At 69.5% G+C, this 23,529-nt stretch carries 19 protein-coding genes; 10 read left to right on the forward strand and 9 right to left on the reverse strand.

Features of this window, described 5'->3' with window-relative positions; all coding sequences use genetic code 11:
• Positions 1–508: 508 nt before the first annotated feature.
• A complete protein-coding gene (locus ACFYXB_RS40415; protein ID WP_389590062.1) occupies positions 509–2,563 on the forward strand; it encodes a SpoIIE family protein phosphatase in 2,055 nt (684 codons plus the stop codon).
• Positions 2,564–2,818: 255 nt separating this feature from the next.
• Here the strand turns inward: ACFYXB_RS40415 and ACFYXB_RS40420 are convergent, their stop codons facing one another.
• The gene (locus ACFYXB_RS40420; RefSeq protein ID WP_351364411.1) at positions 2,819–3,682 is read right to left on the reverse strand and encodes a LysR family transcriptional regulator; all 864 of its coding nucleotides are present in this window, start codon (positions 3,680–3,682) and stop codon (positions 2,819–2,821) included.
• 211 nt (positions 3,683–3,893) lie between these two features.
• Here ACFYXB_RS40420 and ACFYXB_RS40425 point away from each other — a divergent pair, with 211 nt between their 5' ends.
• From ACFYXB_RS40425 to ACFYXB_RS40435, 3 genes are all read left to right on the forward strand, one after another.
• A complete protein-coding gene (locus ACFYXB_RS40425; protein WP_389590064.1) occupies positions 3,894–4,766 on the forward strand; it encodes an aldo/keto reductase family oxidoreductase in 873 nt (290 codons plus the stop codon).
• Positions 4,767–5,324: 558 nt separating this feature from the next.
• Positions 5,325–5,774, forward strand: coding sequence for a hypothetical protein (locus ACFYXB_RS40430; RefSeq protein WP_389590066.1), 450 nt, complete (start codon positions 5,325–5,327; stop codon positions 5,772–5,774).
• A gap of 593 nt (positions 5,775–6,367) precedes the next feature.
• Positions 6,368–6,601, forward strand: coding sequence for a hypothetical protein (locus ACFYXB_RS40435; RefSeq protein ID WP_351365200.1), 234 nt, complete (start codon positions 6,368–6,370; stop codon positions 6,599–6,601).
• 407 nt (positions 6,602–7,008) lie between these two features.
• Here the strand turns inward: ACFYXB_RS40435 and ACFYXB_RS40440 are convergent, their stop codons facing one another.
• Both ACFYXB_RS40440 and ACFYXB_RS40445 read right to left on the reverse strand, forming a co-directional pair.
• Positions 7,009–9,330: a SpoIIE family protein phosphatase gene (locus ACFYXB_RS40440; protein ID WP_389590067.1), complete on the reverse strand. Its 2,322-nt coding sequence runs from the start codon at positions 9,328–9,330 to the stop codon at positions 7,009–7,011.
• A gap of 199 nt (positions 9,331–9,529) precedes the next feature.
• Positions 9,530–11,989 carry a SpoIIE family protein phosphatase gene (locus ACFYXB_RS40445; RefSeq protein ID WP_389590069.1) on the reverse strand — a complete coding sequence of 820 codons (2,460 nt, stop codon included), beginning with the start codon at positions 11,987–11,989 and terminating at the stop codon, positions 9,530–9,532.
• A gap of 310 nt (positions 11,990–12,299) precedes the next feature.
• On the opposite strand from ACFYXB_RS40445, the gene ACFYXB_RS40450 reads away from it, so the two are divergent.
• A complete protein-coding gene (locus ACFYXB_RS40450) occupies positions 12,300–12,938 on the forward strand; it encodes a TetR/AcrR family transcriptional regulator (RefSeq protein WP_389590072.1) in 639 nt (212 codons plus the stop codon).
• A 24-nt stretch (positions 12,939–12,962) separates the two neighbouring features.
• Here the strand turns inward: ACFYXB_RS40450 and ACFYXB_RS40455 are convergent, their stop codons facing one another.
• Positions 12,963–13,325, reverse strand: a complete 363-nt coding sequence (locus ACFYXB_RS40455) for a hypothetical protein (RefSeq protein ID WP_389590074.1) — start codon at positions 13,323–13,325, stop codon at positions 12,963–12,965.
• A 97-nt stretch (positions 13,326–13,422) separates the two neighbouring features.
• Here ACFYXB_RS40455 and ACFYXB_RS40460 point away from each other — a divergent pair, with 97 nt between their 5' ends.
• The 3 genes from ACFYXB_RS40460 to ACFYXB_RS40470 all read left to right on the forward strand — a co-directional run bounded on the left by ACFYXB_RS40460 (position 13,423) and on the right by ACFYXB_RS40470 (position 15,074).
• Entirely contained in the window at positions 13,423–13,818 is a 396-nt protein-coding gene (locus ACFYXB_RS40460; protein WP_389590075.1) for a hypothetical protein, read from the forward strand.
• Between the two features lie 431 nt (positions 13,819–14,249).
• Complete coding sequence (locus ACFYXB_RS40465) at positions 14,250–14,597, forward strand: SsgA family sporulation/cell division regulator (RefSeq protein WP_389590077.1); 348 nt, start codon at positions 14,250–14,252, stop codon at positions 14,595–14,597.
• A 147-nt stretch (positions 14,598–14,744) separates the two neighbouring features.
• A complete protein-coding gene (locus tag ACFYXB_RS40470; protein ID WP_388505837.1) occupies positions 14,745–15,074 on the forward strand; it encodes an NIPSNAP family protein in 330 nt (109 codons plus the stop codon).
• A gap of 251 nt (positions 15,075–15,325) precedes the next feature.
• Here ACFYXB_RS40470 and ACFYXB_RS40475 read toward each other — a convergent pair whose 3' ends face one another.
• The 4 genes from ACFYXB_RS40475 to ACFYXB_RS40490 form a co-directional block, all read right to left on the reverse strand.
• Positions 15,326–16,201 carry an FUSC family protein gene (locus ACFYXB_RS40475; protein ID WP_389590099.1) on the reverse strand — a complete coding sequence of 292 codons (876 nt, stop codon included), beginning with the start codon at positions 16,199–16,201 and terminating at the stop codon, positions 15,326–15,328.
• The gene (locus tag ACFYXB_RS40480) at positions 16,099–16,635 is read right to left on the reverse strand and encodes a hypothetical protein (protein WP_389590079.1); all 537 of its coding nucleotides are present in this window, start codon (positions 16,633–16,635) and stop codon (positions 16,099–16,101) included. Before ACFYXB_RS40480 ends, ACFYXB_RS40475 begins: the two co-directional genes overlap by 103 nt.
• Positions 16,636–16,666: 31 nt before the next feature.
• The gene (locus ACFYXB_RS40485; protein WP_389590081.1) at positions 16,667–16,969 is read right to left on the reverse strand and encodes a hypothetical protein; all 303 of its coding nucleotides are present in this window, start codon (positions 16,967–16,969) and stop codon (positions 16,667–16,669) included.
• Positions 16,970–17,072: 103 nt separating this feature from the next.
• Positions 17,073–17,693 carry a TetR/AcrR family transcriptional regulator gene (locus ACFYXB_RS40490; protein WP_389590083.1) on the reverse strand — a complete coding sequence of 207 codons (621 nt, stop codon included), beginning with the start codon at positions 17,691–17,693 and terminating at the stop codon, positions 17,073–17,075.
• Positions 17,694–17,940: 247 nt separating this feature from the next.
• Here ACFYXB_RS40490 and ACFYXB_RS40495 point away from each other — a divergent pair, with 247 nt between their 5' ends.
• Both ACFYXB_RS40495 and ACFYXB_RS40500 read left to right on the forward strand, forming a co-directional pair.
• The gene (locus ACFYXB_RS40495) at positions 17,941–21,162 is read left to right on the forward strand and encodes a cytochrome P450 (RefSeq protein ID WP_389590085.1); all 3,222 of its coding nucleotides are present in this window, start codon (positions 17,941–17,943) and stop codon (positions 21,160–21,162) included.
• Positions 21,163–21,295: 133 nt separating this feature from the next.
• Complete coding sequence (locus ACFYXB_RS40500) at positions 21,296–22,342, forward strand: zinc-binding dehydrogenase (RefSeq protein ID WP_389590087.1); 1,047 nt, start codon at positions 21,296–21,298, stop codon at positions 22,340–22,342.
• A 116-nt stretch (positions 22,343–22,458) separates the two neighbouring features.
• On the opposite strand, the gene ACFYXB_RS40505 is transcribed toward ACFYXB_RS40500, so the two are convergent.
• A complete protein-coding gene (locus ACFYXB_RS40505; protein ID WP_389590088.1) occupies positions 22,459–23,433 on the reverse strand; it encodes a helix-turn-helix domain-containing protein in 975 nt (324 codons plus the stop codon).
• Positions 23,434–23,529 lie beyond the last annotated feature (96 nt).

Here is a 23,529-nt window from a genome sequence, read left to right on the forward strand (position 1 = left end):
GCGCAAGCGTGTCCTCCTCGCCCGCTGACCCGCGTGCCGGAAACGACGCGGCGGTGACCGTCCGTCAGGCCTGCACTGAAAGTGATCCAGAACCAGTTTTCACCCGTCGCCGAGAGCTGGGCTCTGTTACGGGAGCACCAACCCGTGGACTATCCGTGGACGGAGCACGGCTGGTTCCGTGGGATGAGGTCTGACCAGCATGTTGTTTGAGAGACGAAAGGGCCTCCGGAGCTGTGTGCGCAGGTTCGAATCCTGCCGGGGGAAGATCAGTAGAAATCAAGCGCTGACCAGGGCGGATGCCGACACGAGAGGGCGGAAGTCAGTCTCACTGACTCCCGCCCTCTCTCGTTGTCTCTCGGTGTTCGCGACACACCTCCGACACACTCGGATGACGACCCAAGCCGAGCAGGCCGCCACCCAAACCCACATCTGGACCCCCGACGTCCGACACGTCGCGAGGCGAGGGGGGCGGGGCAAGGAGCAGGCTGGAGGGTGGAGGTGGGTTGCCGTGGCGCAAAACGAAGCCAGCTCGCCCGTCGAGGATGCCGCAGTACTGCAAGTTCTGTTCGACCAGTCACCTACAGATCTGCTGATCTTGGACCCGGACCTGCGAGTCCTGCGGGTCAACCTCACCAGGCCGCTTCTGCACGAAGCGCCACCTGAACAGATCATCGGCCGACACATCACCGACGAATACGACTTTTCCGCACCCGGTGAGGTGGAGGCGATGGCGGAAGGCGTGCTGGAGAGCGGCGTGCCCGCGCGGGAGCGACTGGTGGGGGTGCGTCCGAAAGGCGCGCCGGGGCCGGAGTACCTGTTCTCCGTCTCGGTATCTCGTCTGGAGGACTCGCAGGGGAGGATCTTGGGGGTGCTGGTGGAGATGCTGGATGTCACCGAACGCGAAAAGGTACGCGCCGGCCTGCGTGTCCTCGGCTCGGTGCGCGAGCAGGTGGGACGGACCCTCGACGTGGTGGCCACCTGCGAGGAATTGGTGCGGGCGGTGGTGCCGGGCCTCGCCGATATCGCCGTGGTGGAAGTGGTGGACGCAGTGGTGCGTGGCGTGGACCCTCCGCTGAGCCCTCTGGGACGGGAGGTGCCGCTGCGCCGTGTCGCCTTCGGCCGCAGCGGCGGCGAGGAGCAGATTCAGGCACATCCGGTGGGTGACGTGCGCGCTCTGCCGTTCCCGACGCCTTACGCCCAGACGCTGGCCGACCTCAAGCCCCGCCTCGTCGCCCTGGGACCCGACACGCCCTGGCTGGCGGCCGTCCCGCCGCGCGCCGAGGCGATCCGCGCATCCGGTGCCCGCAGCCTGATCACTGCACCCCTGACGCTGCGTGGAACCGTGCTGGGGCTGCTGAGCCTGTACCGCACTGACCGAAGCGACCTCTACGACGAGGACGATGTCACCCTCGCCCTAGCAGTCGCCGCTCACACCGCGCTGTGCCTCGACAACGCCCGCCGCTACACCCGCGAGCACACCATCGCCTTGACAATCCAGCGCCATCTGTTGCCTCCCTGCCCGGCGTCGCAGACCACCGTTGAAACCGCGCACCTGCACGTGCCCTCCGAGGTGGGCGGAGGCGGCGGGTATGACACCTTCGACCTGTCCGGCGCCCGCACCGCACTGGTGGTCGGCGAAGTCGCCGGCCAAGGCATCCACGCGGCCACCACCCTGGGACAGATGCGGACCGCCGCCCACTCCCTGGCCGCACTCGACCTGGAGCCCGACGAGCTCCTCGCACGCCTCAACGACACCGCCGTAAGCCTGGCCCAGGAACGCGCAGTTCTGCCGCCCGACGACCCCATGCCGCTCAGGGGAAGCTGCGTGTACGCGGTCTACGACCCGCTCGCCCAGACCTGCACCATCGCCCTGGCCGGCCACCCACCACCCGTCATCGCGCACCCCGACGGGAGAACCGAGATCCTTCACCTGCCGAGCGGACCCCCTCTCGGCAGTGCCGAGGGACCCCCCTTCGCCGCCACCACGATCCCCGTCCCCGACGGCAGCGTCCTCGCCTTCTACACCGCACCCCTCCTGCACGCCTCCCCATCCCCCGACACCCTCCAACAGGTGCTGGCCCACCCTGACCGGCCACTGCAGGACCTGTGCGACGACGTGCTCTACCGGCTGCGGAACGACACCGGCCACGGCGACGTCATCCTGCTCCTCGCCCGCACCCACCCATTCCCCGCCGACCGGATCGCCACGTGGGACATCGACCACCACCCCAAAGCCGTCGCCACGGCGCGTGCCCACGCCCAACAACAGCTCACCCTTTGGGGAGTGGATGAGGAAACCGTCTACACCACCGAGATGATCGTCAGCGAACTGGTCACCAACGCCGTCCGGTACGGCACCCCGCCTCTGCGGTTGCGGCTCATCAAGGACCGCACACTCACCTGCGAGGTCCACGACGGCAATCCCCTCGCGCCGCGGTTGCGCCACGCCAAGATGATCGACGAAGGCGGTCGCGGCCTGTTCATTGTCGCCCAACTCGCGCAGAACTGGGGCGTCCGCTACTCCCTCGACGGCAAGACCGTCTGGGCCGAGCAGACTCTCTAGCCGGGAGTGTCATGAGCGTACAGACCCGGTCAGCGACCCAGAAGGGGTTCCGGGAGCCGTCTCGCAGGCCGGGGCCGTGACGGCTTCGCGGACCCGCCCGTCCCGTGGCCGGCCCGGCACGCCTTCTGCCGGCACGAAGGTCGGCAGAACACGGAGTCGCGGCGGTGCCCGTGGGCGGGCGACGGTGGGGTGTGGGGGCCGGCGGTCAGGCGGTGTGTCATCAGGGTGACGGCGGCGATGGAAGGCACGAGAGGGTCATAGCCGTGTGGCTGTGCGGATCAGCCCCGCAAGGGCGAGGGAGCGGCTGTGCGCGGGCCAGGCGATGTGGGTGACGACGGGGGGTGCGTCGGTCAGGGGGACGGCGGTGTGCTCGGCCCATAGCCAGGCGCGGGCGGAGTCGGGGAAGACGGCCACGGTGCGTCCGAGAGCGATCAGCTGGGCCAGCTGCGTCTGGTCGTGGATCTCGGGGCCCGGGCCGGGTGGGTACGTGCCGTCGCGGGACCAACGGGCGAGCGGAAGATCGGGGATGTCGCTGACGTCGGCCAGGGACAGAGTCTTGTGCGCGGCGAGGGGGTGCCCGGCGGGCAGGATAGCGATCTGCCCCTCGGTCATCAGTTCCTCGCTGTCGAACCCGGCGAGGGAGTTGAACGGCGCGTGCATGAGCGCCACATCAGCGCGGCCATCGCGCAGCATCTCTCCCTGCTCGCACGTGCCGCTCGGCAGCACCTCGATCTCGGCGGCGTCGGGCTCGGCCGCGTAGGCGTCGAGAAGCTTGTGCAGCAGCTCGTGGGACGCGGCGGCCTTCACCGCCAGCACCAGGCGGTTGCGGGGGCCGCCCGGGCTGTCGGCGCCACCGGCGCGGCGGGTGCGGCGAGCAGCGGCGGTGGTCGCGTCGAGGGCTGCGCGGCCCTCGTGCAGCAGCATCTCTCCGGCGCCGGTCAGGGCGACGCCGCGGCGGTTGCGTTCCAGCAGGCGGACCCCGAGGCGCCGCTCGAGCTGCTGGATCGCCCGGGACAGCGGTGGCTGGGCCATGCCGAGGCGCTCGGCGGCGCGGCCGAAGTGCAGTTCCTCGGCGACGGCGATGAAGTACCTCAGCTCGCGGGTCTCCAAGGTGTCCACGGCCACAGCATACCCCGGTGATACCTGCCGGGTATGACAGGGCACCGAGTCGGTATTGGATGCGCCGCTCGTCGGCGAGCGAACATCGACGGCATGGGCGAAGCGAAGTCCGCGCCGGTGGCCGGCGCGGACAAGGGGTGCCGTTGACGAACGGCGCACCACGTGGCAAGCAGCCCTCTGCAGTATCCGGCTCAGCAGGAAAGACACAGGCATGAACACACCCTCCGCGTCACTGCCCGGCGGCACCTGGACCATGGGCGATCTGACCGTCACCCGCTTCGGCTACGGCGCCATGCAGCTCGCCGGCCCCGGGGTCATGGGCCCGCCCGCCGACCACGACGGCGCGCTCGCCGTCCTGCGCGAGGCCGCCGCCCTCGGGATCACCCACATCGACACCGCCGGCGCATACGGACCACGCGTCACCAACCAGCTGATCCGTGAAGCGCTGCACCCCTATCCCGCATCGCTGCACATCGTGACCAAGGTCGGTGCGGTCCGCGATCAGCAGAGCGGCTGGCCCCCTGCCCGGCAGCCCGAGGACCTGCGCCACGCCGTCCGCGAGAACCTTGAGGACCTCGGCCTCGATTCGCTCGACGTGGTCAACCTCCGGCTCGGCGACGCCCAGGGCCCCCGGCCCGGCTCGCTCGCCGAGCCCTTCGAGACCCTCGTCGAACTCCAGCAGCAGGGCCTGATCCGGCACCTTGGAGTGAGCAACGCGACGGCGGAACAGGTCGCCGAGGCGCAGGCGATCGCGCCGATCGTGTGCGTGCAGAACATGTACAACCTCGCCTACCGCCAGGACGACGAGCTGATCGACGATCTCGCCGACAAGGGCATCGCCTACGTGCCTTTCTTCCCGCTCGGCGGCTTCACCCCGCTGCAGTCCACGGCGCTTTCCGCCGTGGCCACCCGGCTGGATGCGACGCCGATGTCGGTCGCCCTGGCCTGGCTGCTGCGGCGGTCGCCGAACATCCTGCTCATTCCCGGCACCTCGTCGGTGGCGCACCTGCGCGAGAACGTCGCCGGCGCGGGACTCTCGCTCTCCGACGAGGAACTCGCCGAGTTGGACAAGATCGGCCACTAGCAGTACGCAGCCCGGCCCCCAGCAAGACCAAGGGGCAGTGGCGGATGATGTGATGCGGCCTCATCGCTGGTGACCGAGGGGCGTGTTCACACATGCTGCTGCGCGGTGGCGCCACCGGAGGCGGCTCCACCGCGCCAGGGTTGAAGTTCAGCATGAGAGACGGGCTCCACTCGCCGGGCTGTGGTCGCGGTCGGCGGTCAGGCTTTCAGTTGGTCGCGCAGGAACGCGACGACTCCGGCCCGGCGCCAGCGCTCACCATCGTCCAACTGCCCTCTACACACCGGAGCTGAACCCGGTCGAGCTGCTGTGGACCCACGCCAAGGGATGATCTCGCGGCGGTGCCACTTCTCCGGCCGGCCACCCCTTTGGGTCCGGCAGGCCGGGAGGGGCAGCAGCGGTTCGATCACCGCCCACTCCGCGACGGTGGTGTAGGAAGGGCAGGCCTTCGGACTGGTGGGCTCGCATGTTGAGGTGTCGCGTATTCGTAGCTGACGTCGGCAGCCCCACGACGCTGAGTGAGCCGTCAGGGGCGGTCGATCGCGGTGGGATGATCGCGCGGTGAGTGATGCGAGGGTGTTGGCCGCGGAGGCCGTTGAGTCACATGTCCGGGCGTTCTTCGAAGGGCACTCCGTGGAGGTCGTCGACTACGACCTCGGGCCGGAACGGCGAGAGGTGGCGCCCGATCTGCGAGTTCTCGTTGTGGGGCCCGGTCCCCGCAGCGACAGCTGGGCCTATGTGACCGCCGGGTGCTGGGCCGCGATGGAGAAGGACGGTCACGGCCTTGAGTTCGTCATGACCGCCCACGTCCGCGACCAGCGGTTCATCGAGCTCATGGCGATGATCGCCTACTACCACTGCGGAGGACATCAGCTCGACCTGGAGCACAGCATGCCGATCGGTGAACCGTGGGTGCCAGGGTCAACCTGCAACTGCCACCGTGCCTGGTCGCCCCACACCATCGTGATCATCGACGGTTCCGTGCAGAGCCGGGAGACCGGACCGAGATAGAGCACCGCGCTGTTGTTGGCGGAAGCAGGTGATGAGCGGTGGGGGAGTTGTCGTGCCTCCCATGAGATGACCTGTCAGACGGGCGCAGAGGCCACCTCTCCTGCAGTGGCCTCTGTTGTTGTGTGCCTGAACGGCACTCAACTCTGCTACGAAACAAGAAACTTCGGAAAGGATTGGCCAGGCGGAGGTATGGATTGCGCAGGTCGCCTCTTGTTCACCCAACGGGTCTACTCGCATAGACCGCGGTGGTGGTGTCATGCCGTCAGCCGCCCGGTACCCCACTGTCCGGGCCGACCCTGCGGGAGATCCCCACATGCGCCGCTTCACAGTCACCACCAGCGCCCTGGCCCTCGCGGCCGCTGGCCTGATCGCCGCCTCTACGGGTACCGCCCACGCGTCGACCTGCTCCCACGCCTACCTGCCGCGGCCCGATTCCTCCTGCACGCCCGGCGCCTACACTCGGGCGTCACCCAGTCGAACTCCACAGCACCATCTGCGTGTCCGGCTAGACCGCCACCGTCCGCCCCCCGACGTCCTACACCAACCCCCTCAAGGCCCAGGGCATCATCGACTACGGCTACTCCGACACCAACATGGCCGACTACGAGGAAGACCACCTCGTCCCCCTCGAACTCGGCGGCGCGCCTCGCGACCCCGGCAACCTGTGGCCCGAGCCCTACTCCGGCTCCCAGACCGCGCACTCCAAGGACGGAGTGGAGACGAAGCTGAAGAACGCCGTCTGCGCCGGCACCATCACCCTGTCCTCCGCCCGCAGCGCCATCAAGAACAACTGGACCACGGCCCTGCAGGTCACCGGAATCGGCTGACCCAGCCCAACCGCCGGGACATCCAGGCCACACGGGCCGGATGCCCCGGCACCACGTGTCGAGGTCGCATTACTCCTCTCCACGAAGCGAACTACGGGGGCGGAGCGGGCCTGCAACGTGGCCGCCTGACCGGCTTGGTCAAAGCCGAGGACCTGGCCGGCGCCGATCAGCTCGCCCAGCAGATCAGCCTCGGCTACGCCCGCGAAGCACGCCCGATCGCCGAAGAGGTCAGCGACCGCATCCGCGACAAGTTCGGTCCTGGCGTCATCGGCCCGGCTGCCGCATCCCGTGTATGCGTCGTCGTCCTGCCCGAAGGTCTGCGGCGGTTGCATACCCCGCGAGGCCCGCCTGATGCGGCCACCTTGTCATCGACTGCGACAGGACACCCGCAACGAGGAGGCCGTCGGTCAGCAGGGACACTCGATGAGCTGTTCGGACCAGATCGTCTTGCCGTTCTGGCCGTGGCGGCAGCCCCAGCGCGTGCCGAGTTGAGCGACGAGGAACAGGCCGCGCCCTCCCTCGTCGGTCGTGTGGGCACGCCGCAGGCGGGGCTGGCTGCTGCTGGCGTCGGTGACCTCGCATACCAGAACATCGTGGCGGATCAGGTGCAGCTCCGCCGGCGGACGGCCGTAGCGGATGGCGTTCGTCACCAGTTCGCTGACGATGAGTTCGGTGGTGAAGAGGAGGTCCTCCAGCCCCCACACGGTGAGTTGGCGGGTGGTCCAGTCTCGCGCCTCGGAGACGGCGGCCGGATCGGCCGGGATCTGCCAGTGAGCGGTGTCCTGCGCCGGTACGGCGCGGGTGCGGGCCAGCAGCAGGGTCACGTCGTCGCGCGGCACTTGGTCCACCAGGCCAGCGAGGAGGGCCCGGCCGGTTTCGTCCAGCGCACGATCCGGACGGCAGGACGCGGCGAGGGCATCGGTCAGGCGCCGCACGCCGTGGTCGATGTCGCCATCGCCTTGTTCGATCAGGCCGTCGGTGTAGAGGGCGAGGATGCTGCCCGGCTCGAGGTCGAGCGTGGTGGTCTCGTACGGCATGCCGCTGACGGAGAGGGGTGGCCCCGGTGAGATCCCGACGGCTTCGGCGGTCCCGTCGGGCCGGACCAGGACGGGGGGAGGGTGCCCGGCACTGGCGATGGCGCAGCGCCTGGTGACCGGGTCGTAGACCGCGTACAGGCAGGTGGCGCCGATGAGGTCGTGGTCGTCGGGTGGGGCTTCGGACGCGAGGCGCTGGACCAGGTCCGCGATCCGGGTGAGCAACTCGTCCGGCTCCATTTCGAGGTCGGCGAGCGTCTGGATGGCGGCGCGCAGGCGGCCCATGGTGGCACTTGCGGGCATGCCGTGGCCGACCACGTCTCCGGCGACCAGGGCCAGCCGGAGAGAGGGCAGAGCAATGGCGTCGTACCAGTCGCCGCCGATGCCCGCCCCGCCGCCTGCGGGCAGGTAGACGCCGGCGGTCTCGGCTGCCGGGGTGTCGGTCATGGCCGGGGGAAGGAGGCGCTGCTGCAGTGCCACGGCGGCCCGGTGCTCGCGCGTGTAGCGGCGGGCGTTGTCGATGGCGAGCGCACCCCGTGAGGCGATCTGCTTCATGAGATCCGCCTCGTCCTCGGTGAACGGGTCGGATCGGCCGGTGCGGCAGACCACGATGTAGCCGAGGGCGAGGCCGCGCGCGTACAGCGGCGCCACCATCAGCGCATGGGCGTCTTTCGGGAGGAAGTACTCGACCAATTGTGGGCCGCCGATCAGGGCGGCGAAGTCGTCACGGTCCCAGATGATGGTCTCGCCGTGTTGGACGCTGCGCAGGAGGGGGTGGTCGGACAGCGGTGGGAGGAGGTCGCCGCGCTTGATGCCGGCCGGCCACACGGCGGTGGCCGGCGCGAGGGCCGCGATGCGCAGCTGGAGATCTCCACCGCCCAACCGCTTGGCGGGTTCGTCCCCATCGAACACGGACTGCGCAAGGTGGACTGCGGCGAGATCCCCGAACGCGGGGACGAGTACGTCCGCAAGGTCTTGCACGGTGCGCACGACATCCAGGGAGCCTCCCACCTGCTCGGCCACCTCGCGGGCGAGATCCAGATGACGGCGGGCGTGGAGCTGGTCGGTGCTGTCGATGTACAGGGCTGCGACCCCCGTGGGGCGTCCTCGCGCGTCCTCCAGACGGAAGGCGGACAGTGACAGCGCGTGCCGCCGCGCCGGATCGTGCCGCCAGCTCACGTGCTGGTTCCTGCGGACCACCGGGGCGCCCGTCTCGAGCACCTGGCGCAGTGCCGCCTCGAGGGTCTCGGCGTGCTCGGCACACAGCACGTCGCTCAGCCGGGTGCCGGGCTGCACGGGACGGCCGTCGAGAGTGTCCGGAGTGGCGTTCGTCTGCACCGTGGTGAGATCCGTGTCGTGCAGAGCGATCGTGATCCGGTTCTTGGAGGACAGTGCGCGCAAGAGCGCCGCGCCCTGCTCGTGGAGGGCGACGTGGTGGGTGGGTGCCGCCAGGAGGAGGACCTCCGTCGAGCCCTCCAACCTTGTGGTCCGGAAAGTGACATCGATGATGCTGCCGCACTGGTGCCGCAGCCGTACCCGGCCGGATGCCGGCATCTGTGAGGCGCCGCGCAGATCGTCGGGGAGGTCGGCCACCAGTTCGTGCACGGGGCGGCCGCAGGCCTCCCTGGAGGAGAATCCCGTCAGGTCCGCTGCGCTGCTGGTCCACCGCAGCACCGTGCCTCGATGGTCGAGCACGGCGGCTGCCAGGCCGTCGAGAGCGTACGCCCTGCCGCTGGGATCGCAATCGGAGACGCTCAGAGGCCCTAGAGAGGCGCTTATCGAATGGGTGTTTGCGTTCATTTTTCGGACTTCCCTACGGGAGTCTGTGGCGGCGAAGGATCGGCGCCTTCAGCTTGGCGATCAGGACGCAGTCGTCGCCGGGGTCGGCGGCGCCTCACGCAACGGCTGTGGAGGGCAGGTTGTGTTCGGCCCAGACGACCTTGCCGTCCGTTGCGAAACGGGAGCCCCATCTGCGGGACAGCTGAGCGACGAGGAAGAGGCCGCGGCCGTGCTCGTCGAGGGTGTGGGGATGGCGGGGGCGTGGGTGGCTGGTGTTGGTGTCGGAGACTTCACACGTCAGAACCCGGTGCTGGATGAGCCGTAGGCGGCTCGGGCCGTCGCAGTGGCGGATGGCATTGGTGACCAGTTCGCTGACGATCAGCTCCACGGGCGTCACGAGCGGCTCCAGCCCCCATTCGCTGAGCTGACGGGCGACCAGGTGCCGGGCGGTCGGGACGGTGGCCAGTTCATTCGGCAAGTCCCAGGAGGCGACCTGGGCGGGTTGGAGTGCGCGGGTGCGTGCAAGGAGCAGGGTGACATCGTCGGCCGGTTCCTGGGTCGGCAAGGTCTCTATCGCTCGCGAGCACAGGTCCTCCAGGGATGAGCCCGGCTGTGCCAGGGCGGCGCCCAGGCGGTGCAGGCCGACGTCGATGTCGTTGTCGCGGGACTCGACCAGGCCGTCGGAGTAGAGCGCGAGCAGACTTCCCTCGGGCAGTTCCAGTTCCGCGGACTCGAAGGGCACCAGGCCGAGACCGAGGCCGAGTGGGGCTCCGGCGGGCAGGTCGGGGATGGTGACCTGGCCCTGCGCGTCGATGATCAGGGGCGGGGGATGCCCGGCCCGCGCCATCGTGCACCGTCGGGTGACCGGGTCGTAGACGGCGTAGAGACAGGTGGCGCCCGCCACCGCGGGGACCTCGTCGGAAACGCTGGCGTCTTCATCGTTCAGCCGCCGGACCGTGTCGTCGAGGTGCGCCAGCAGTTCGTCGGGGGGCAGGTCCAGGTCCGCGAGCGTGCGCACGGCAGTGCGCAGTCTGCCCATGGTCGCCGCGGCGTTGATGCCGTGTCCGACCACGTCGCCGACGACGAGGGCCACCCGGGCGCCGGACAGTTCGATCAGGTCGAACCAGTCGCCTCCCACGCCGTGGTCCATGTCGGCCGGCACGTAGCGCGAGGCCACCTCGACGGCGGCACCACCGCGCACATGGTGGGGGAGCAGGTCGCGTTGGAGCGTGAGGGCGGCGGTGCGTTCGCGCGCGTACTGCAGCGCGTTGTCCAGGCTGAGCGCGGCCCGGGTGACGAGCTCCTCGGCGAGGAGCAGGTCGTCCTCCTGGAACGGCGTCTGTTCCTCGGAGCGGCCGAACAGCGCCAGTCCCAGCACGCTGCGCCGCGCACGGATGGGTACGACCATCAGCGAGTGGATTCCGCTGTCGCGGACCTTCTGGGCCCGCACCGGGTCGTGGTCGACCCAGGGGCCGGCTTGGGTGTCCAGCACCGGTTCCAGGTGAGACCTGCCCGTGCGCAGGGCGGCGGCGAACGACGAGCTCGGGTGGGGGTGGATCACCTCTTCGCGCACAAACGGCAACGTCGGAACATCCGGGTCGATGGTGGCCAGACCGGCACGGCGCAGTGGCGGGGTGCGGCCGCTCGTCGTGCCGATCCGTGCCGAGGGCTCCAGGCCGAACGAAACCGACTCCACCAGGTCGACGATGGCGTGGTCGGCCAGCAGGGGCACGGCAAGGTCGGCTAGTTCCTGCCCGGTCTGCATGACGTCGAGGGTGCTGCCGATGCGCGTGCCGGCCTCGCTGAGGATGGCGAGGCGCTCGCGCGCCCGCCGGTTGCCGGTGACATCCACGGTCATGGAGCACACGCCCAGTGGCGTGCCGTCCGCGCCCTGGAGGCAGAAGAACGAGGCCGAGAAGGCATGCTCACGGCGCTGGTCCGCCGGGGGCCACGCCCGGTACTCGTGCACCATGGTGTTGCCGCTCTCCAGCACCTGCCGCATCACCACCTCGAGCGCTTCGGCCTCGAAACCGGGCAGCAAAGCCGTCAGGCGGCGTCCGAACCGTCGGTGACGAGGCACGCCGTCGTGGCGCTCCATGGCGTCGTTCACCCAGGCGCAGCGCAGCCGCGGGTCGTAAACGACGATGCCGATCGGTGCGCGGGCAAGGAGCGACTCCCGCACCGGTCCGTTGGTCGCCCCCGAGGACAGGGCGCCGATGTCGGTCACGGACACCAGCCACCGGGTGCCGGCGTCCTGTCCCCACAGCAACGAGACCCGCAGCGTCATGGTGAGCGTGTGACCGTCGCGGTGGCGGACCGCCACGGTGCCGGACCAGCCACCCTGGGCACGGCACTGCTCGGCGAACACCGAAGCCCTCCCAGCGTCCTCGGGGGGCGGCAACACGTGTGTGGCGGACCGGCCCACCACCTCCCCGGCCGAGTACCCGACAAGCTGCTCAGCGGCCTGCGTCCACCCCATCACGGTCCCCTCCGCATCGACCATCGCTATCGCCGCGTCGGGTATCTCGCGGGGGGGCGCCGGCTCGGCGATTGAGGTGTGGTCAGTGTTCGTCATCGCGGTTCATCCCATTGGTGTGGAGGCGGCACGCGGCGCGGCGGCCCTGTGTGCAGCCGAGGTGGAAGGCCGGTTGAGCGGCACACGTGCGGCCCGTGTCGTGATGGAGCATTCTGCCCATTTGTGATGAAATCGTCAGATACGATCGCTTCACTGTCAAGACCCTCAGTGCTGATGGAATGATCGGAAGAAGCGGTCGAGTGTCGGTTCGATCGGTGGTGTGCCGTCGTGGATGGAGGTGCTCGCTGGACAGCCGAGGGTGTCAGTGCAATGATGAAAAACGTCAGAACTGATGTTTTTGGTCACGGTGATGACAATGTCAACTTCACGCAGGAATCGCTTCGAACGCCGTCGCTCCGAGACCCGGCGGGCACTCGTCCGTGCCGGGCGGACGATCCTGGCCGAGTCCGGCGACACCAGCACCAGCATTCGGGCCATCGCGGAGCTCGCCGACGTGGGTTTCGGCTCCTTCTACAACCACTTCACGTCCAAGCCGGACCTGTTCGACGCGGCCGTGGCCGATGCCCTGGAGGAGTACTCCCAGGCCATCGACGAACGTCTGCACGGCCTCGACGATCCGGCCGAGCGCCTCGCCGGCGGCGTGCGGCTCAGCGCCCGCATGGCTGGTGCACACCCGGAGATCATGCGCATCCTGTGCCACAGCGGGCTCGGCCGCATATACGCCAGCCGCGGACTACTGGCTGCGCGCGCGAGGCACGACGTGGAGCAGGGCATGACCTCGGGCCGCTTCACCGTGGTCGACCCGGTCGTCGTTCTGGTCGCGTTGAACGGCAGCCTGCTGGCGCTCCTGGAGCTGTGGTTCACCCAGCCCGAGGTGGACAACGGCCAGGCCTCGGACAGTCTGGCCGAGATGGTCCTGTACATGCTCGGCCTCTCCGCGGACGAGGCCCGCGCCATCGCCCGGCGCCCCCTTCCCGCCGCAGCGTGAGGAGGGCGGCGTGTCCGGACGGCTTCACCGTCGGACGGACAGGTCGCGCGGGGGCCGCGCAGCGTGGCGTTCGGTCGGCAGGGGGCACGGATCCCGGGCCGGGCATGCCGCGCCGAGGTGGGGGATCGGTGCGCCGAGCGCGGCCTGGGTCCCGATGCGGGCGAAGGGTGCGCCGTAGCAGAGGCGGATGCCGCTTGCGAAGCCGAAGTGCTGGTTGTCCGGGTCGGGTTCGCGGCGCGGGTGGTCCAGGTGCTCGGGTCGGTGCAGCAGGGTGAGTACCCCGTCGAAGCGGGAGCACGTCGACGAAGCAGTGGCGCGGCCCCTCTCCGGCGAGACGCCCTCGACAGTTCCATACGTCGTATGGTAATACTGGAAGGGCGATTTCATACACCGTATGGAAAAGCTTGATCGGCCACGCCAGGCGCCTCACATCGCCTGCACGAGCAGCCGTTGGTGCAGATCGCACCAACCGGAAGGAAAGACCATGAAGAAGCTCACGAAGCGCATCGCTGCCACTGTTTCCTCCGTGGCGGTCGCGGGTGTCGCCGTCCTCGGTGCCGGGGGCGCCGCTTCGGCCGCGACTCCTGCGTCCGCGCACGTGCAGCGCCCGGCCGTCAGCGTCAAGGCCGACGGCAACCGCTGGGACCACGGTGTCGGCTACCTGCTCGAGCAGGGCTACTCCTGGGACGCAGTCCGTGGCTGGCACCAGGACGTCCGTGTCACCGGCTCGGACCGGCACGGCCGCGACGGTCGCTTCCACCGCTGGGACGGCGAAGGACGCGGCTGGACGTGCGACAGGTCGTACCGGCACGACTGGAACCGATACGAGCACGACGGCCGGGACCGGCACCACCACGACCGGAACCACGCCGACCGGTGAGACAGATGCCGCTTGTGCCCGTGGGCCCAGGCTGTGCGCCTCGCTGTGATGCCTGCCGGCGGCAGGGGCGAGACCGCTGGTCCAGGCATCAGCAGCCCAGTCACCAGCGGCCCCTGACCGCCGCCCAGGCGGCTGGCTGAGTGAGGGGCTGTCGCCCTCACACCTGCCTGCGGACACCACCACGGGTCGCAGGCTCGCGTCGCCCCACTGCCGCGACGCCATGAATCGTGCGGTCCGCCGATGCCGTCCGGCGCCCGGGCCCGCTGTGACGTCTCTCCCTTCGTTGCCTCTTCGCTACCGGCCCAGGGCGGTCCGACTGCGGGGCGCAGCCGAGGCAGAAGCGCCTTGGAGTGAAGTCGATGAAGTCTTTGAGAGTCGTGGTGCAGCGAGTGGCTGCGCAGCTTGTCGTCTCGCGCGATTGCTCGGTGCCCATGAGCATGCGCTTGCGGTACGAGCCCACTGATCCCTATGTCGTCCGTGCGTGCTTTTTCACCGACAGTGACGAGCCGGTGGAATGGATCCTGGGGCGTGACCTTCTGGCTGACGGCCTGAGGGGTTCCGCGGGCGAGGGGGACATCCGGATCTGGTCGGCCGTCGGCCGTGGTGACCGATCGATGTACATCGCCCTCGGGTCTTCCGCGGGCACCGCCTTGCTCGAGGTTCCCGTGCCGGACGTCATGACCTTCCTGGAGGACACGGAGGCTTTGGTGCCGCAGGGCACCGAGTCCGGACACATCGACTGGGACGTCGAACTGGCGAACCTGCTCGCGGACAGCTGAAAGAAGCTTCCCAACTGCCCTGCGGGACAAGCCTGTTGCACGCACACCTTCGTCCGCTGTCGCCGGACGGAGGATCCGGACGCGGCCTTTGCTGCGTCACACCCCGACCGCTGACATCCATGCTCCGAAGAAAGGGAGCGAGGGTTCATGTCCCAGTACCAGCTTCGTGTCTACACACTGCGCAGCCCTGAGGCGCTCGTCGCCTACGAGACCATCTGGTCCAAGCACATTTCCGGTCTGGCCAAGCACCGGATCACCACACACGGCGTCTGGACGGTGCCCGCGGCCCCCGGGAGGGAGGCGCCCCAGTTGTACGCCCTCGTTTCCTACAGGGACGCCGACGACGTGCGGGAGCGGCTGGAGACGTACCTGTCCAGCCCCGAATTCCGCGCCGACATGGAGGGCTTCGACACCGGCCAGATCGTCGGCGTCGCCGAGTCCGTGTTGACGCCCACCGCCGACTCGCCCTTGCGGTGACAGGTACCGATCCGCTCGAAGTGAGGCCCAAGGAAAGTCAGGTGACGACGAGCCCTGCGGCCCTGACGGCAGGGGCACCACGACGGGAGGCGACGACCGTTCAGAGCCCCCAGGAGACAGTCACGGTGCTGTAGTCCACGACTGGGCGATGCGCCCGTCCTGATTGCTCGTGATTGGCGCGAAGTGCGTTCACCGTCACCTCCGCCGCGGCAACCCTGGCGCTCTCCAGCAACGACCAGTGACCTCAATGCTCATCGACGTTGATCCACGGAAAGTGACACAGCCAGGAGGGTCAGCATCTGGCGGCTCTCGTGCTCGGCGGCAGCGATGCGCTCGTGGGGCAGGGCACGTTGCCACCACTCGCCGGAGGTGACCTCGGCGGCTTCGCGCAACTCGGCCAAGGCGCTCGTCAGACGGCAACGGGCGTGGACGAGATCGTCGAGGTCGGGGGTGGACGGTTTGCTTATCAGCCGCGCGGCGGCCGCATGGGATGCGTTCACCGCCGCCTGGGCGCTCTCGGCGCGGTCCACAGCTCGGCGGTCAGCGATCGCGATGGCAACGAGTAGTCCGAGCGCGCAGCCCGTGAGGGTGTCGAGGGCTCGGTCCGTGAGCAGCTCGCTGGCCGACTGCGCATACGCGAACTGGGGCATCAGCAAAGACATTTGGACGATGCACACCTGGCCGAGCCAGTAGCCGCGGCTGATCGTCGCCTCAGTGGCGACCTGGAAGAACAGGACAGCCAGGACGAGGGCGAGTGATCCGGTGCGGGTGATCGGCAGCAGGGCGGCGAACAATGCGAGGCCGACGAAGTTGCCGAAGACCCGGTCGAGGGCGCGTCGCCAGGTGAGGGCCAGGTTGGACTGGAAGATCGAGGCGGCGGCGACCACGGCCCAGTACGGACGGCCGACGCCCAATGCCGTGGAGGCCCAGCCGGCCAGGGTGCAGCCGACCGCGACGCGGGCGCTGAGGAGCAGCAGGTGCGAACCGGGTCGTAGGACGCTCGGCCAGCGGACGTGACACCGCTTCAGCGGCCCGCCGCGGCGCGGTCTGCTCCAGGCCGCGCTCGATGCGGTGCTAGCGCCGGCGACCTGATCGGCTCCCGGGCGGGGTGGAAGGAGATCGGGCAGCGGCGCGGTCCCGCGCAGGAGTCGCGCCCAGCGGGCCAGCTCCCGGGATCGGCGCTGCCGGCTTCAGCGCGGGCCAGTGGCAGTGCCAGGGCCCGGCGCTCGGGGTGGTGGGCGCGTATCAGCGACACCGTGCGCCAGGCTTGGGCTGCTGCCAGGGCCGCAGCCCGGCTCGCCGGGGCATGGGCAGGGCCGTCGTTTGGGGTGCGAGCGAGCTGGACGGCAGCGTTCAGGGCCCGGGCCACCGCCAGACGCTGCGGTTCCTGGGACCGTACGAGGCCGGGGGCCATGCACACCATCCAGGCGAGCAGACCAGCGGCAAGGGTGAGCGCGAGGTGACCGGGGATGTCGGCGAAGTGCTGCGGAAAGAAGGCGCAGCTGGCGGCGACGAACGTGAAGACGACGTTGCCCGGGGGCCGATGCGGGTGGCCTCGCACACAAGCTTGTGAGCAGCAGCAAGGAGAGCTGTCACAGCAACCCGGACCGCGGTGCTGCTGGTGGCGGCCGCGGTCGCCAGCCCGACCCATTGCTCGCGACCATGCCGAGCACCACACAGGCCAGGGCGCGGGCGCGGGCAGTGTAGGGCAGGCTGTGCCCGTAGAGCGCGCACGTGGATCCGCCGACGGTGTACACCATCAGGTCGACTCGCCCCACGGCCAGCAGTACCAGACTCGGCACGGCCATCGCGAGCAGGACACCGAGCGCAGTCTTGGGCCACAGATCGGTCGCCCGGCCCAGCCGCAGCACACCGCGCGTCTGCAGCGGCCGCATCGAGACGGCCTTTCCGGATGCGATGGATGCCTCCTCATGCGCCGCAGTTCAAGCCGGCCCGACCGTGGGACTGCCTCAGCCGCAACGCCTCAGGACTACGGACTCAGTGGCCGGCGCCCTGGCCGTTGCGGTCGGCGGCGAGCTGGCTTTCCAGGCCCGAGATGATCGTGTCCAGCACCAGGCGGAACATACGGTCCTCGTCAGGGCCTGCATCCGCGGCCCCGTTTTCGCCGGCAGCGGGAGCGGTGGGCTCGAGGTTTGCCCACCGGTGGAGCGCGCCGTTGAGTTCGGCGGTGAGGACGCCGACGACGACGGCGCACATGACAGCGGCGATCTGCGGGACCTCCGAACGGGGCACCCCTGCGGCTTCCAGTATCGCGGTGAGCGCAGCCCAGAAGGGGTCTTCGGGCTGGAGGAAGTCCGGCTGGCCGAACGAGTAGGCCATGAGCTTGGGGTGGCGGTGCGCCAGCGTCCGGAAATCCGTGGCGAGCAGGCGGATGCGCTCCTGCCAGGGAGCGTCCTCCAGCGTCACGGTGCGGAACTGGGCGCCGACCATTCTCGCCACGCCGCGCAGCAGGGCGTCCTTGTTCGGCACGTGGTGGTACAGCGACATCGGGTTCGCATCCAGCACGGTGGCGAGTTTGCGCATGGTGAGCGCCTCGACCCCGTCCGTGTCGATGAGCTGCAGGGCGGCGGCATAGATCCCGGCCTCGGTCAGAGGCACGTCTCGCTTCCTGGTGCCCCGTGGGGGACGCTTCACCTTTTCCATACCCCGTACGGTACCAGTTCCGTACGGGGTATGGAACTGACCTGGCCGAGGGTGCCGGAGCGCCCGCATGCGTGACCCCGGCCGCGCTTGACTTTCCATACGACGTATGTTTCTACTACTTCCATACGACGTATGTTTTCGTGCAGCGCGGCATCGCCCGGCGCCCTTGCCCATCCCTCTCTCCCCGTCGAAGGAGCAAGCCATGACCACGCAATCCGAGAACGACCTCCGTCCCATCCGGTCTCCGCGCGGGATCCCGCTCCTCGGCCACACGCCGCAGATCCCCGACACCAACCCCGTCGAGTACTTCAACGAGCTGTCTGAGCAGTTCCCCGAGGGCCTCTACGGCATGGACATCGCCGGCATCGAGCAGGTCTTCGTCTACGACCCGGACCTGGTGGCGGAGGTGTGCGACGAGACGCGGTTCTTCAAGCAGATCGAGAAGACGCCGCTGAACCATGTCCGGGACTTCACGGGGGCGGGCCTGTTCACGGCCCACCAGCACGAGGAGGAGTGGGCCATGGCGCACCGTGTCCTCCTGCCGGCGTTCAGCCAGCGGGCCATGAAGGGCTACTTCGGGCAGATGCTGGAGATCGCCGAGAACCTGGTCGGCAAGTGGGAGCGCAGGGAGGGGCAGCCGGTCAACATCACCGACGACTACACCCGGCTCACCCTGGACACCATCGCCCTGTCGGGATTCGGCTACCGCTTCCAGTCCTTCGACAAGGAGGAGCTGCACCCCTTCCTCAACGCGCTGTTGGAGGCGCTGATCGAGTCGATGCGGCGCTCCCAGGAGCTGCCGATGATGACCAAGCTCCGCAAGGCGGACGGCAAGAAGTACCGCGAGAACATCCAGCTGATGCGCGACCTGGTCGAGAACGTGATCAAGGAGCGCCGCGAGGGGAAGGGCACCGGTGAGGAGGACCTGCTCGGCCTGATGCTGGAGGCCACCGACCCGGAGACCGGCAAGCTGCTGGTGGACGACAACGTCCGCGACCAGGTGGTGACCTTCCTGATCGCCGGTCACGAGACCACCAGTGGCCTGCTGTCGTTCGCCACGTACTCGCTGATGCGCAACCCGCACGTCCTGGCCCAGGCCTACGCCGAGGTGGACCGCCTGCTGCCCGGCGACACGGTCCCCGACTACGACGCGATCATGCAGCTGGACGTCATCCCGCGGATCCTGGAGGAGACCCTGCGCCTGTGGGCTCCCATCCCGCTGATCGCCAAGGCGCCGATCGAGGACACCGTCATCGGTGGCCGCTACGAGCTGAAGAAGGGAACGAGGGCCAACATCCTGATGGGCGCGCTGCACTCCCACCCCACAGCGTGGGAGCGGCCGCACGAGTTCGACATCGACCGGTGGCTGCCGGAGAACCGCGCCAAGCAGCACCCGCACGCCTACAAGCCCTTCGGGAATGGTGTACGCGCCTGCATCGGCCGGCAGTTCGCGCTCACCGAGGCCCGCCTGGCGCTGGCGCTGGTGCTGCAGAAGTTCAAGTTCTCCGACCCGAACGACTACAAGATGGATGTGCGGGAGGCGCTGACGCGCAAGCCCGGCGACTTCCAGCTGGTTGTCCGTCGTCGGCAGGAGCACGAGCGGACCGTCTTTGGCGCCGCGGGCCTGCAGACCGACGACAGGCAGCAGCAGGCCGTGGTCAGCGGTGTCGGGGTGAACCTGACCGTCGCCTACGGCTCCAGCCTGGGCAGCAGCGAGGACTTGGCGCGCACCATCGCCGACCGCGGTGAACGCTCCGGGTTCGGCACCACCTTGGTCGGCCTGGACGAGCTGGGCGACAACCTGCCCACCGAAGGCCTGCTCGTCGTCGTGGCCTCCAGCTACAACGGCAAGGCCCCCGACAACGCGCAGCGTTTCGACGACCTGCTCGCCGCCGGACTGCCCGAGGGCTCACTGTCGAACGTGCGGTTCGCGCTGCTGGGTGCCGGCAACACCCAGTGGGTGGCCACCTACCAGGCCTTCCCCAAGCGGATCGAGGAAGGCCTGCTGGCCGCCGGCGCCACCCGCGTCATCGAGCGCGGCATCGCGGATGCCGCCGGTGACTTCGACGGCATGGCCACCCGCTGGATGAACACCCTGTGGACCACCCTGGCCGACGAGTACGCCGCCGACACCTCCGACGACGGCGCGCCGCGCTTCCAGGTCCAGCTGCTCACCGAGGCCGACGTGCGCCCCGCCATCGTCTCCGATCAGGCCTACCCACTCACGGTCGTGGCCAACGAGGAACTCGTCAGCGACCCGACCGGCCTGTGGGACTTCAGCATCGAGCCGCCGCGCCCGGCCGCGAAGTCCATCACCATCGAACTCCCCGACGGTGTCACCTACGACACCGGCAACCACCTGGCCGTCTTCGCCAAGAACGACCCCGCGCTGGTCAACCGCGCCCTCGCGCGGCTCGGCGTCGACCGCGACCAGGTCCTGCGCCTGGACCAGCCCGCCGGCGGCCGCACGCACCTCCCGGTGGACACCCCCGTCACCGCAGGCCTGCTGTTCACCGAGTTCGTGGAGCTGCAGGACGTGGCCACCCGCTCTCAGATACAGACGCTGGCCGGGCACACCGAGTGCCCGTGGACCCGGCCGCAGCTGCAGGCCTACACGGCCGACACCGCCGAAGCCGAGGAGCGCTACCAGACCGAGATCCTGGGCAAGCGCGTCTCCGTGCTCAACCTGCTGGAGCGCTTCCCCGCGGTCGAACTGCCTCTGGCGGTCTTCCTGGAGATGATGGGCCCGATCCGCCCGCGGTTCTACTCCATCTCCTCCTCCCCGCTGGCCAACCCGCGCCGCGTGTGCCTGACCGTCGGCCTGCTGGAAGGCCCGGCCCTGTCCGGCGACGGCCGATACCGCGGCACCTGCTCCTCCTACATCGCAGGCCTCAATCCCGGTGACGTCGTCTACGGCTACGTGCGCGTGCCCTCCCCGACCTTCGCCCCGCCGGCCGACCCCGCCACGCCGCTGATCCTCATCGGCCCCGGCACCGGCATCGCGCCGCTGCGCGGCTTCTTGGAGGAGCGTGCCCACCAGCACGTGAACGGCACCCAGGTGGGCCTGTCCCAGGTCTTCGTCGGCTGCCGCCACCCGGAGCACGACTACTTCTACCGCCAGGAAATGCAGGACTGGGAGCAGGCCGGGATCGCCCAGGTGCACACCGCCTACTCCGCGGTGACCGGCCACCCGGCCCGGTTCGTCCAGGACGCCATCGCGGCCGCCGCCGACACCGTGTGGCAGGCCATCCAGGACGGCGCGTACCTCTACGTCTGCGGTGACGGCCGCCGCATGGCACCCGCCGTGCGCGAGGCCCTCGCCGCCATTTACCGCGAGCGGACCGGCAGCGACGACGAGGCCGCCCAGCAGTGGCTCGCCCAGCTCGAGGCCGACGAGCGCTACCAGCAGGACGTCTTCGCCTGACCCCCCAGACGCCGGGAGGCGTGCGGCCCTCCTGACACCCGCACCCCTCCCGGCCACCACTCACCCACGAGGCACCACACGGCACCCATCGGCCCGAACCGCCGCGAGTGCCGCTCACAGAAAGCAGATCACCATGGACACCATGCTCGCCGGACGCTTCCACCTGGACAGCAAGAAGTTCGCCGTGGAGGAGGTCCTCGTACCTGTGCCCGGTCCGGGCGAGGTCCTCATCGAGGTCAAGGCCGCAGGCGTCTGCCTCTCGGACGTCCACCTCATCGACGGCTCCCTCGTCCCGCTGTTCGCCACCTCCGACACGGTCACCGTCGGCCACGAGGTCTCCGGTGTGATCCACACCCTCGGCCCCGACCTCAAGCGCGGCCTGACCGTCGGCACCCGCGTCACCCTGGAGGCCGGCAAGACCTGCGGCCAGTGCGCCGGCTGCGTGCGCCGCCGCCCCTGCACCCGGATGCTCACCGCCGGCATCGACTACGACGGCGGCTGGGCCCAGTACACCGTCGCCCGCGAGGACACCCTCATCCCCATCCCCGACAGCCTCCCCTTCGACCAGGCCGCGATCATCCCCGACGCGGTCTCCACCCCCTACGCCGCCGTCGTCGCCACCGCCGGGGTGCGCCCCGCACAGTCCGTCGGCATCTGGGGCGTGGGCGGTGTCGGCGCCCACAACGTCCGCGTCGCCCGCCTGGCCGGCGCCGCGCCGATCATCGCCGTCGACCCGCTGCCCGGCGCCCGGGAGCGTGCCCTGGCCTTCGGTGCGGATGTCGCTCTGGACCCGGCCGCGCCCGACTTCGCCGACCAGGTCCGCGCGGCCACTGGCGGACGGGGCCTGGACTTCGCCTTCGACTGCGCTGGCGTGCCGGCCGTCCGTGAGCAGGCCGCCGCTGCGCTCGGCCTGAACGGAGTCCTCATCCTGGTCGGCATCAGCCCCAGGCCGCTCACGATCACCGAAGGCCTGACCTTCAACTACCTGTCGAAGCAGGTGCGCGGCCACTACGGCGGCACCCCCGAGTCCGTCGCCGAGCTGGTGCGGCTGGCCGAGGTCGGCCGTCTCGACCTGGCCCCCTCCATCACCGACCACATCCCACTGGCCGAGGCCGCCGACGCGGTGAACCGGCTGGAGAACAAGATCGGCGACCCGATCCGCCTCATCCTCGTCCCCTGATAACTGAACAGAAAGTTCATCAAGACCACCTCGGGCAGGGGTGAGTGGGCGCCGGTGCTTGAGGGAGCACCGGCGCCCACGGTTTTTCGCTCCCGGCTCCCTGAACCACAGGGGGTTCAGAGCCAGCCGCGGCGGACTGCCTGCGCGCCCGCCTGGAATCGGCTCGTCGCCCCGAGGCGGGTGGTCAGGTCGGTGATCCGGCGGCGCAGGGTGCGTTCGCTGAGGCCGAGTTGGCGGGCTATGGTCTCGTCCTTCAGCCCGGCGTGGAGCAGGTGGAGCAGGGCACGGTCGGCCTCGCTGAGGTCGGGCTGCTCTTCCGTCTCCTGGGCCTCGCTGCCGAACACGGGGGTGGCCTGCTGCCAGCTGGCCTCGAAGAGCTCGACGAGGGCGTCGCACAGCGGTGACCGGTGGACCAGGGCGGCGGTACTGCGCAGGCCGTCGGCGCCGGCGGTGAGCGGAACGAGGGCATCGCGGCGGTCGAAGACCAGCAGTTTCAGCGGCACATGGGGCAGCACCCGGGCTTGTTCCCCGAGGAGCACGAGGTGCTGGAGCAGTTCCGCGCGCTCGGGGATGGCCAGCACCTGGCTCGAGTAGATGGCCCGTGCCCGCACGCCACGGGCCAGCAGGTCCTCCTCGAACTGCAATGCACTCGCGTCAGCCGTGAGATAGGGCGGGGTGTCGAAGCACAGGACCTCGTGCTCGGCGCCCGCCATCAGCTCGGTCAGCCAGGCGGTGATCGCGGTCGGCCCCTCGACGATCTCGACCAGTCGGCTCGGATCAGAGCTCAGCTTGCGCTCGTTGAACTCGGCGCCGTAGGCGTCCAGTGCGGCCGCCGCGCGCTCCAGTTCCAGTTGGCGCGCGCGGATCAGGGCGGCCAGGCCGATGCGCGGGTCCACCGGGGCGTAGCGGGTGGGCCTTCCTGCCGAGGGGACCGCGAGGCCCGTGGCGACCAGTTCGTCCAGCATGCGGCGGGCCTGTGTCGTGCTGCAGGACTGATGCCTGGCCAGTTCGGTCGCGGTCAGTGGCGGCGAAGCCAGCAGATGGCGATAGGTGCGCTCGGTCGGATCGTCGAGACCCAGGGACTCCAGCACAGGCTCGCCTCCCTCCTGTGTTGTCCGGCTGAGGCGGCGTGTGGCCGTTACCGGCTGCTGACCGGTACCGGCCAGCCGTTCCTCACCCGGTGGGAC

The sequence above is a fragment of the Streptomyces sp. NPDC002619 genome, from assembly GCF_042889305.1.
Classification (GTDB): Bacteria; Actinomycetota; Actinomycetes; order Streptomycetales; family Streptomycetaceae; genus Streptomyces.

Excerpts from the sequence above, each read along its gene's own strand:
- ACFYXB_RS40425 (WP_389590064.1), top strand. The coding sequence starts at position 3,894 with ATGAACACACCCTCCGCGTCACTGCCCGGCGGCACCTGGACCATGGGC.
- ACFYXB_RS40435 (WP_351365200.1), top strand. The coding sequence starts at position 6,368 with ATGGCCGACTACGAGGAAGACCACCTCGTCCCCCTCGAACTCGGCGGC.
- ACFYXB_RS40445 (WP_389590069.1), bottom strand. The coding sequence starts at position 11,989 with ATGACGAACACTGACCACACCTCAATCGCCGAGCCGGCGCCCCCCCGC.
- ACFYXB_RS40450 (WP_389590072.1), top strand. The coding sequence starts at position 12,300 with ATGACAATGTCAACTTCACGCAGGAATCGCTTCGAACGCCGTCGCTCC.
- ACFYXB_RS40455 (WP_389590074.1), bottom strand. The coding sequence starts at position 13,325 with ATGAAATCGCCCTTCCAGTATTACCATACGACGTATGGAACTGTCGAG.
- ACFYXB_RS40460 (WP_389590075.1), top strand. The coding sequence starts at position 13,423 with ATGAAGAAGCTCACGAAGCGCATCGCTGCCACTGTTTCCTCCGTGGCG.
- ACFYXB_RS40465 (WP_389590077.1), top strand. The coding sequence starts at position 14,250 with ATGAGCATGCGCTTGCGGTACGAGCCCACTGATCCCTATGTCGTCCGT.
- ACFYXB_RS40470 (WP_388505837.1), top strand. The coding sequence starts at position 14,745 with ATGTCCCAGTACCAGCTTCGTGTCTACACACTGCGCAGCCCTGAGGCG.
- ACFYXB_RS40485 (WP_389590081.1), bottom strand. The coding sequence starts at position 16,969 with ATGCGGCCGCTGCAGACGCGCGGTGTGCTGCGGCTGGGCCGGGCGACC.
- ACFYXB_RS40495 (WP_389590085.1), top strand. The coding sequence starts at position 17,941 with ATGACCACGCAATCCGAGAACGACCTCCGTCCCATCCGGTCTCCGCGC.
- ACFYXB_RS40500 (WP_389590087.1), top strand. The coding sequence starts at position 21,296 with ATGGACACCATGCTCGCCGGACGCTTCCACCTGGACAGCAAGAAGTTC.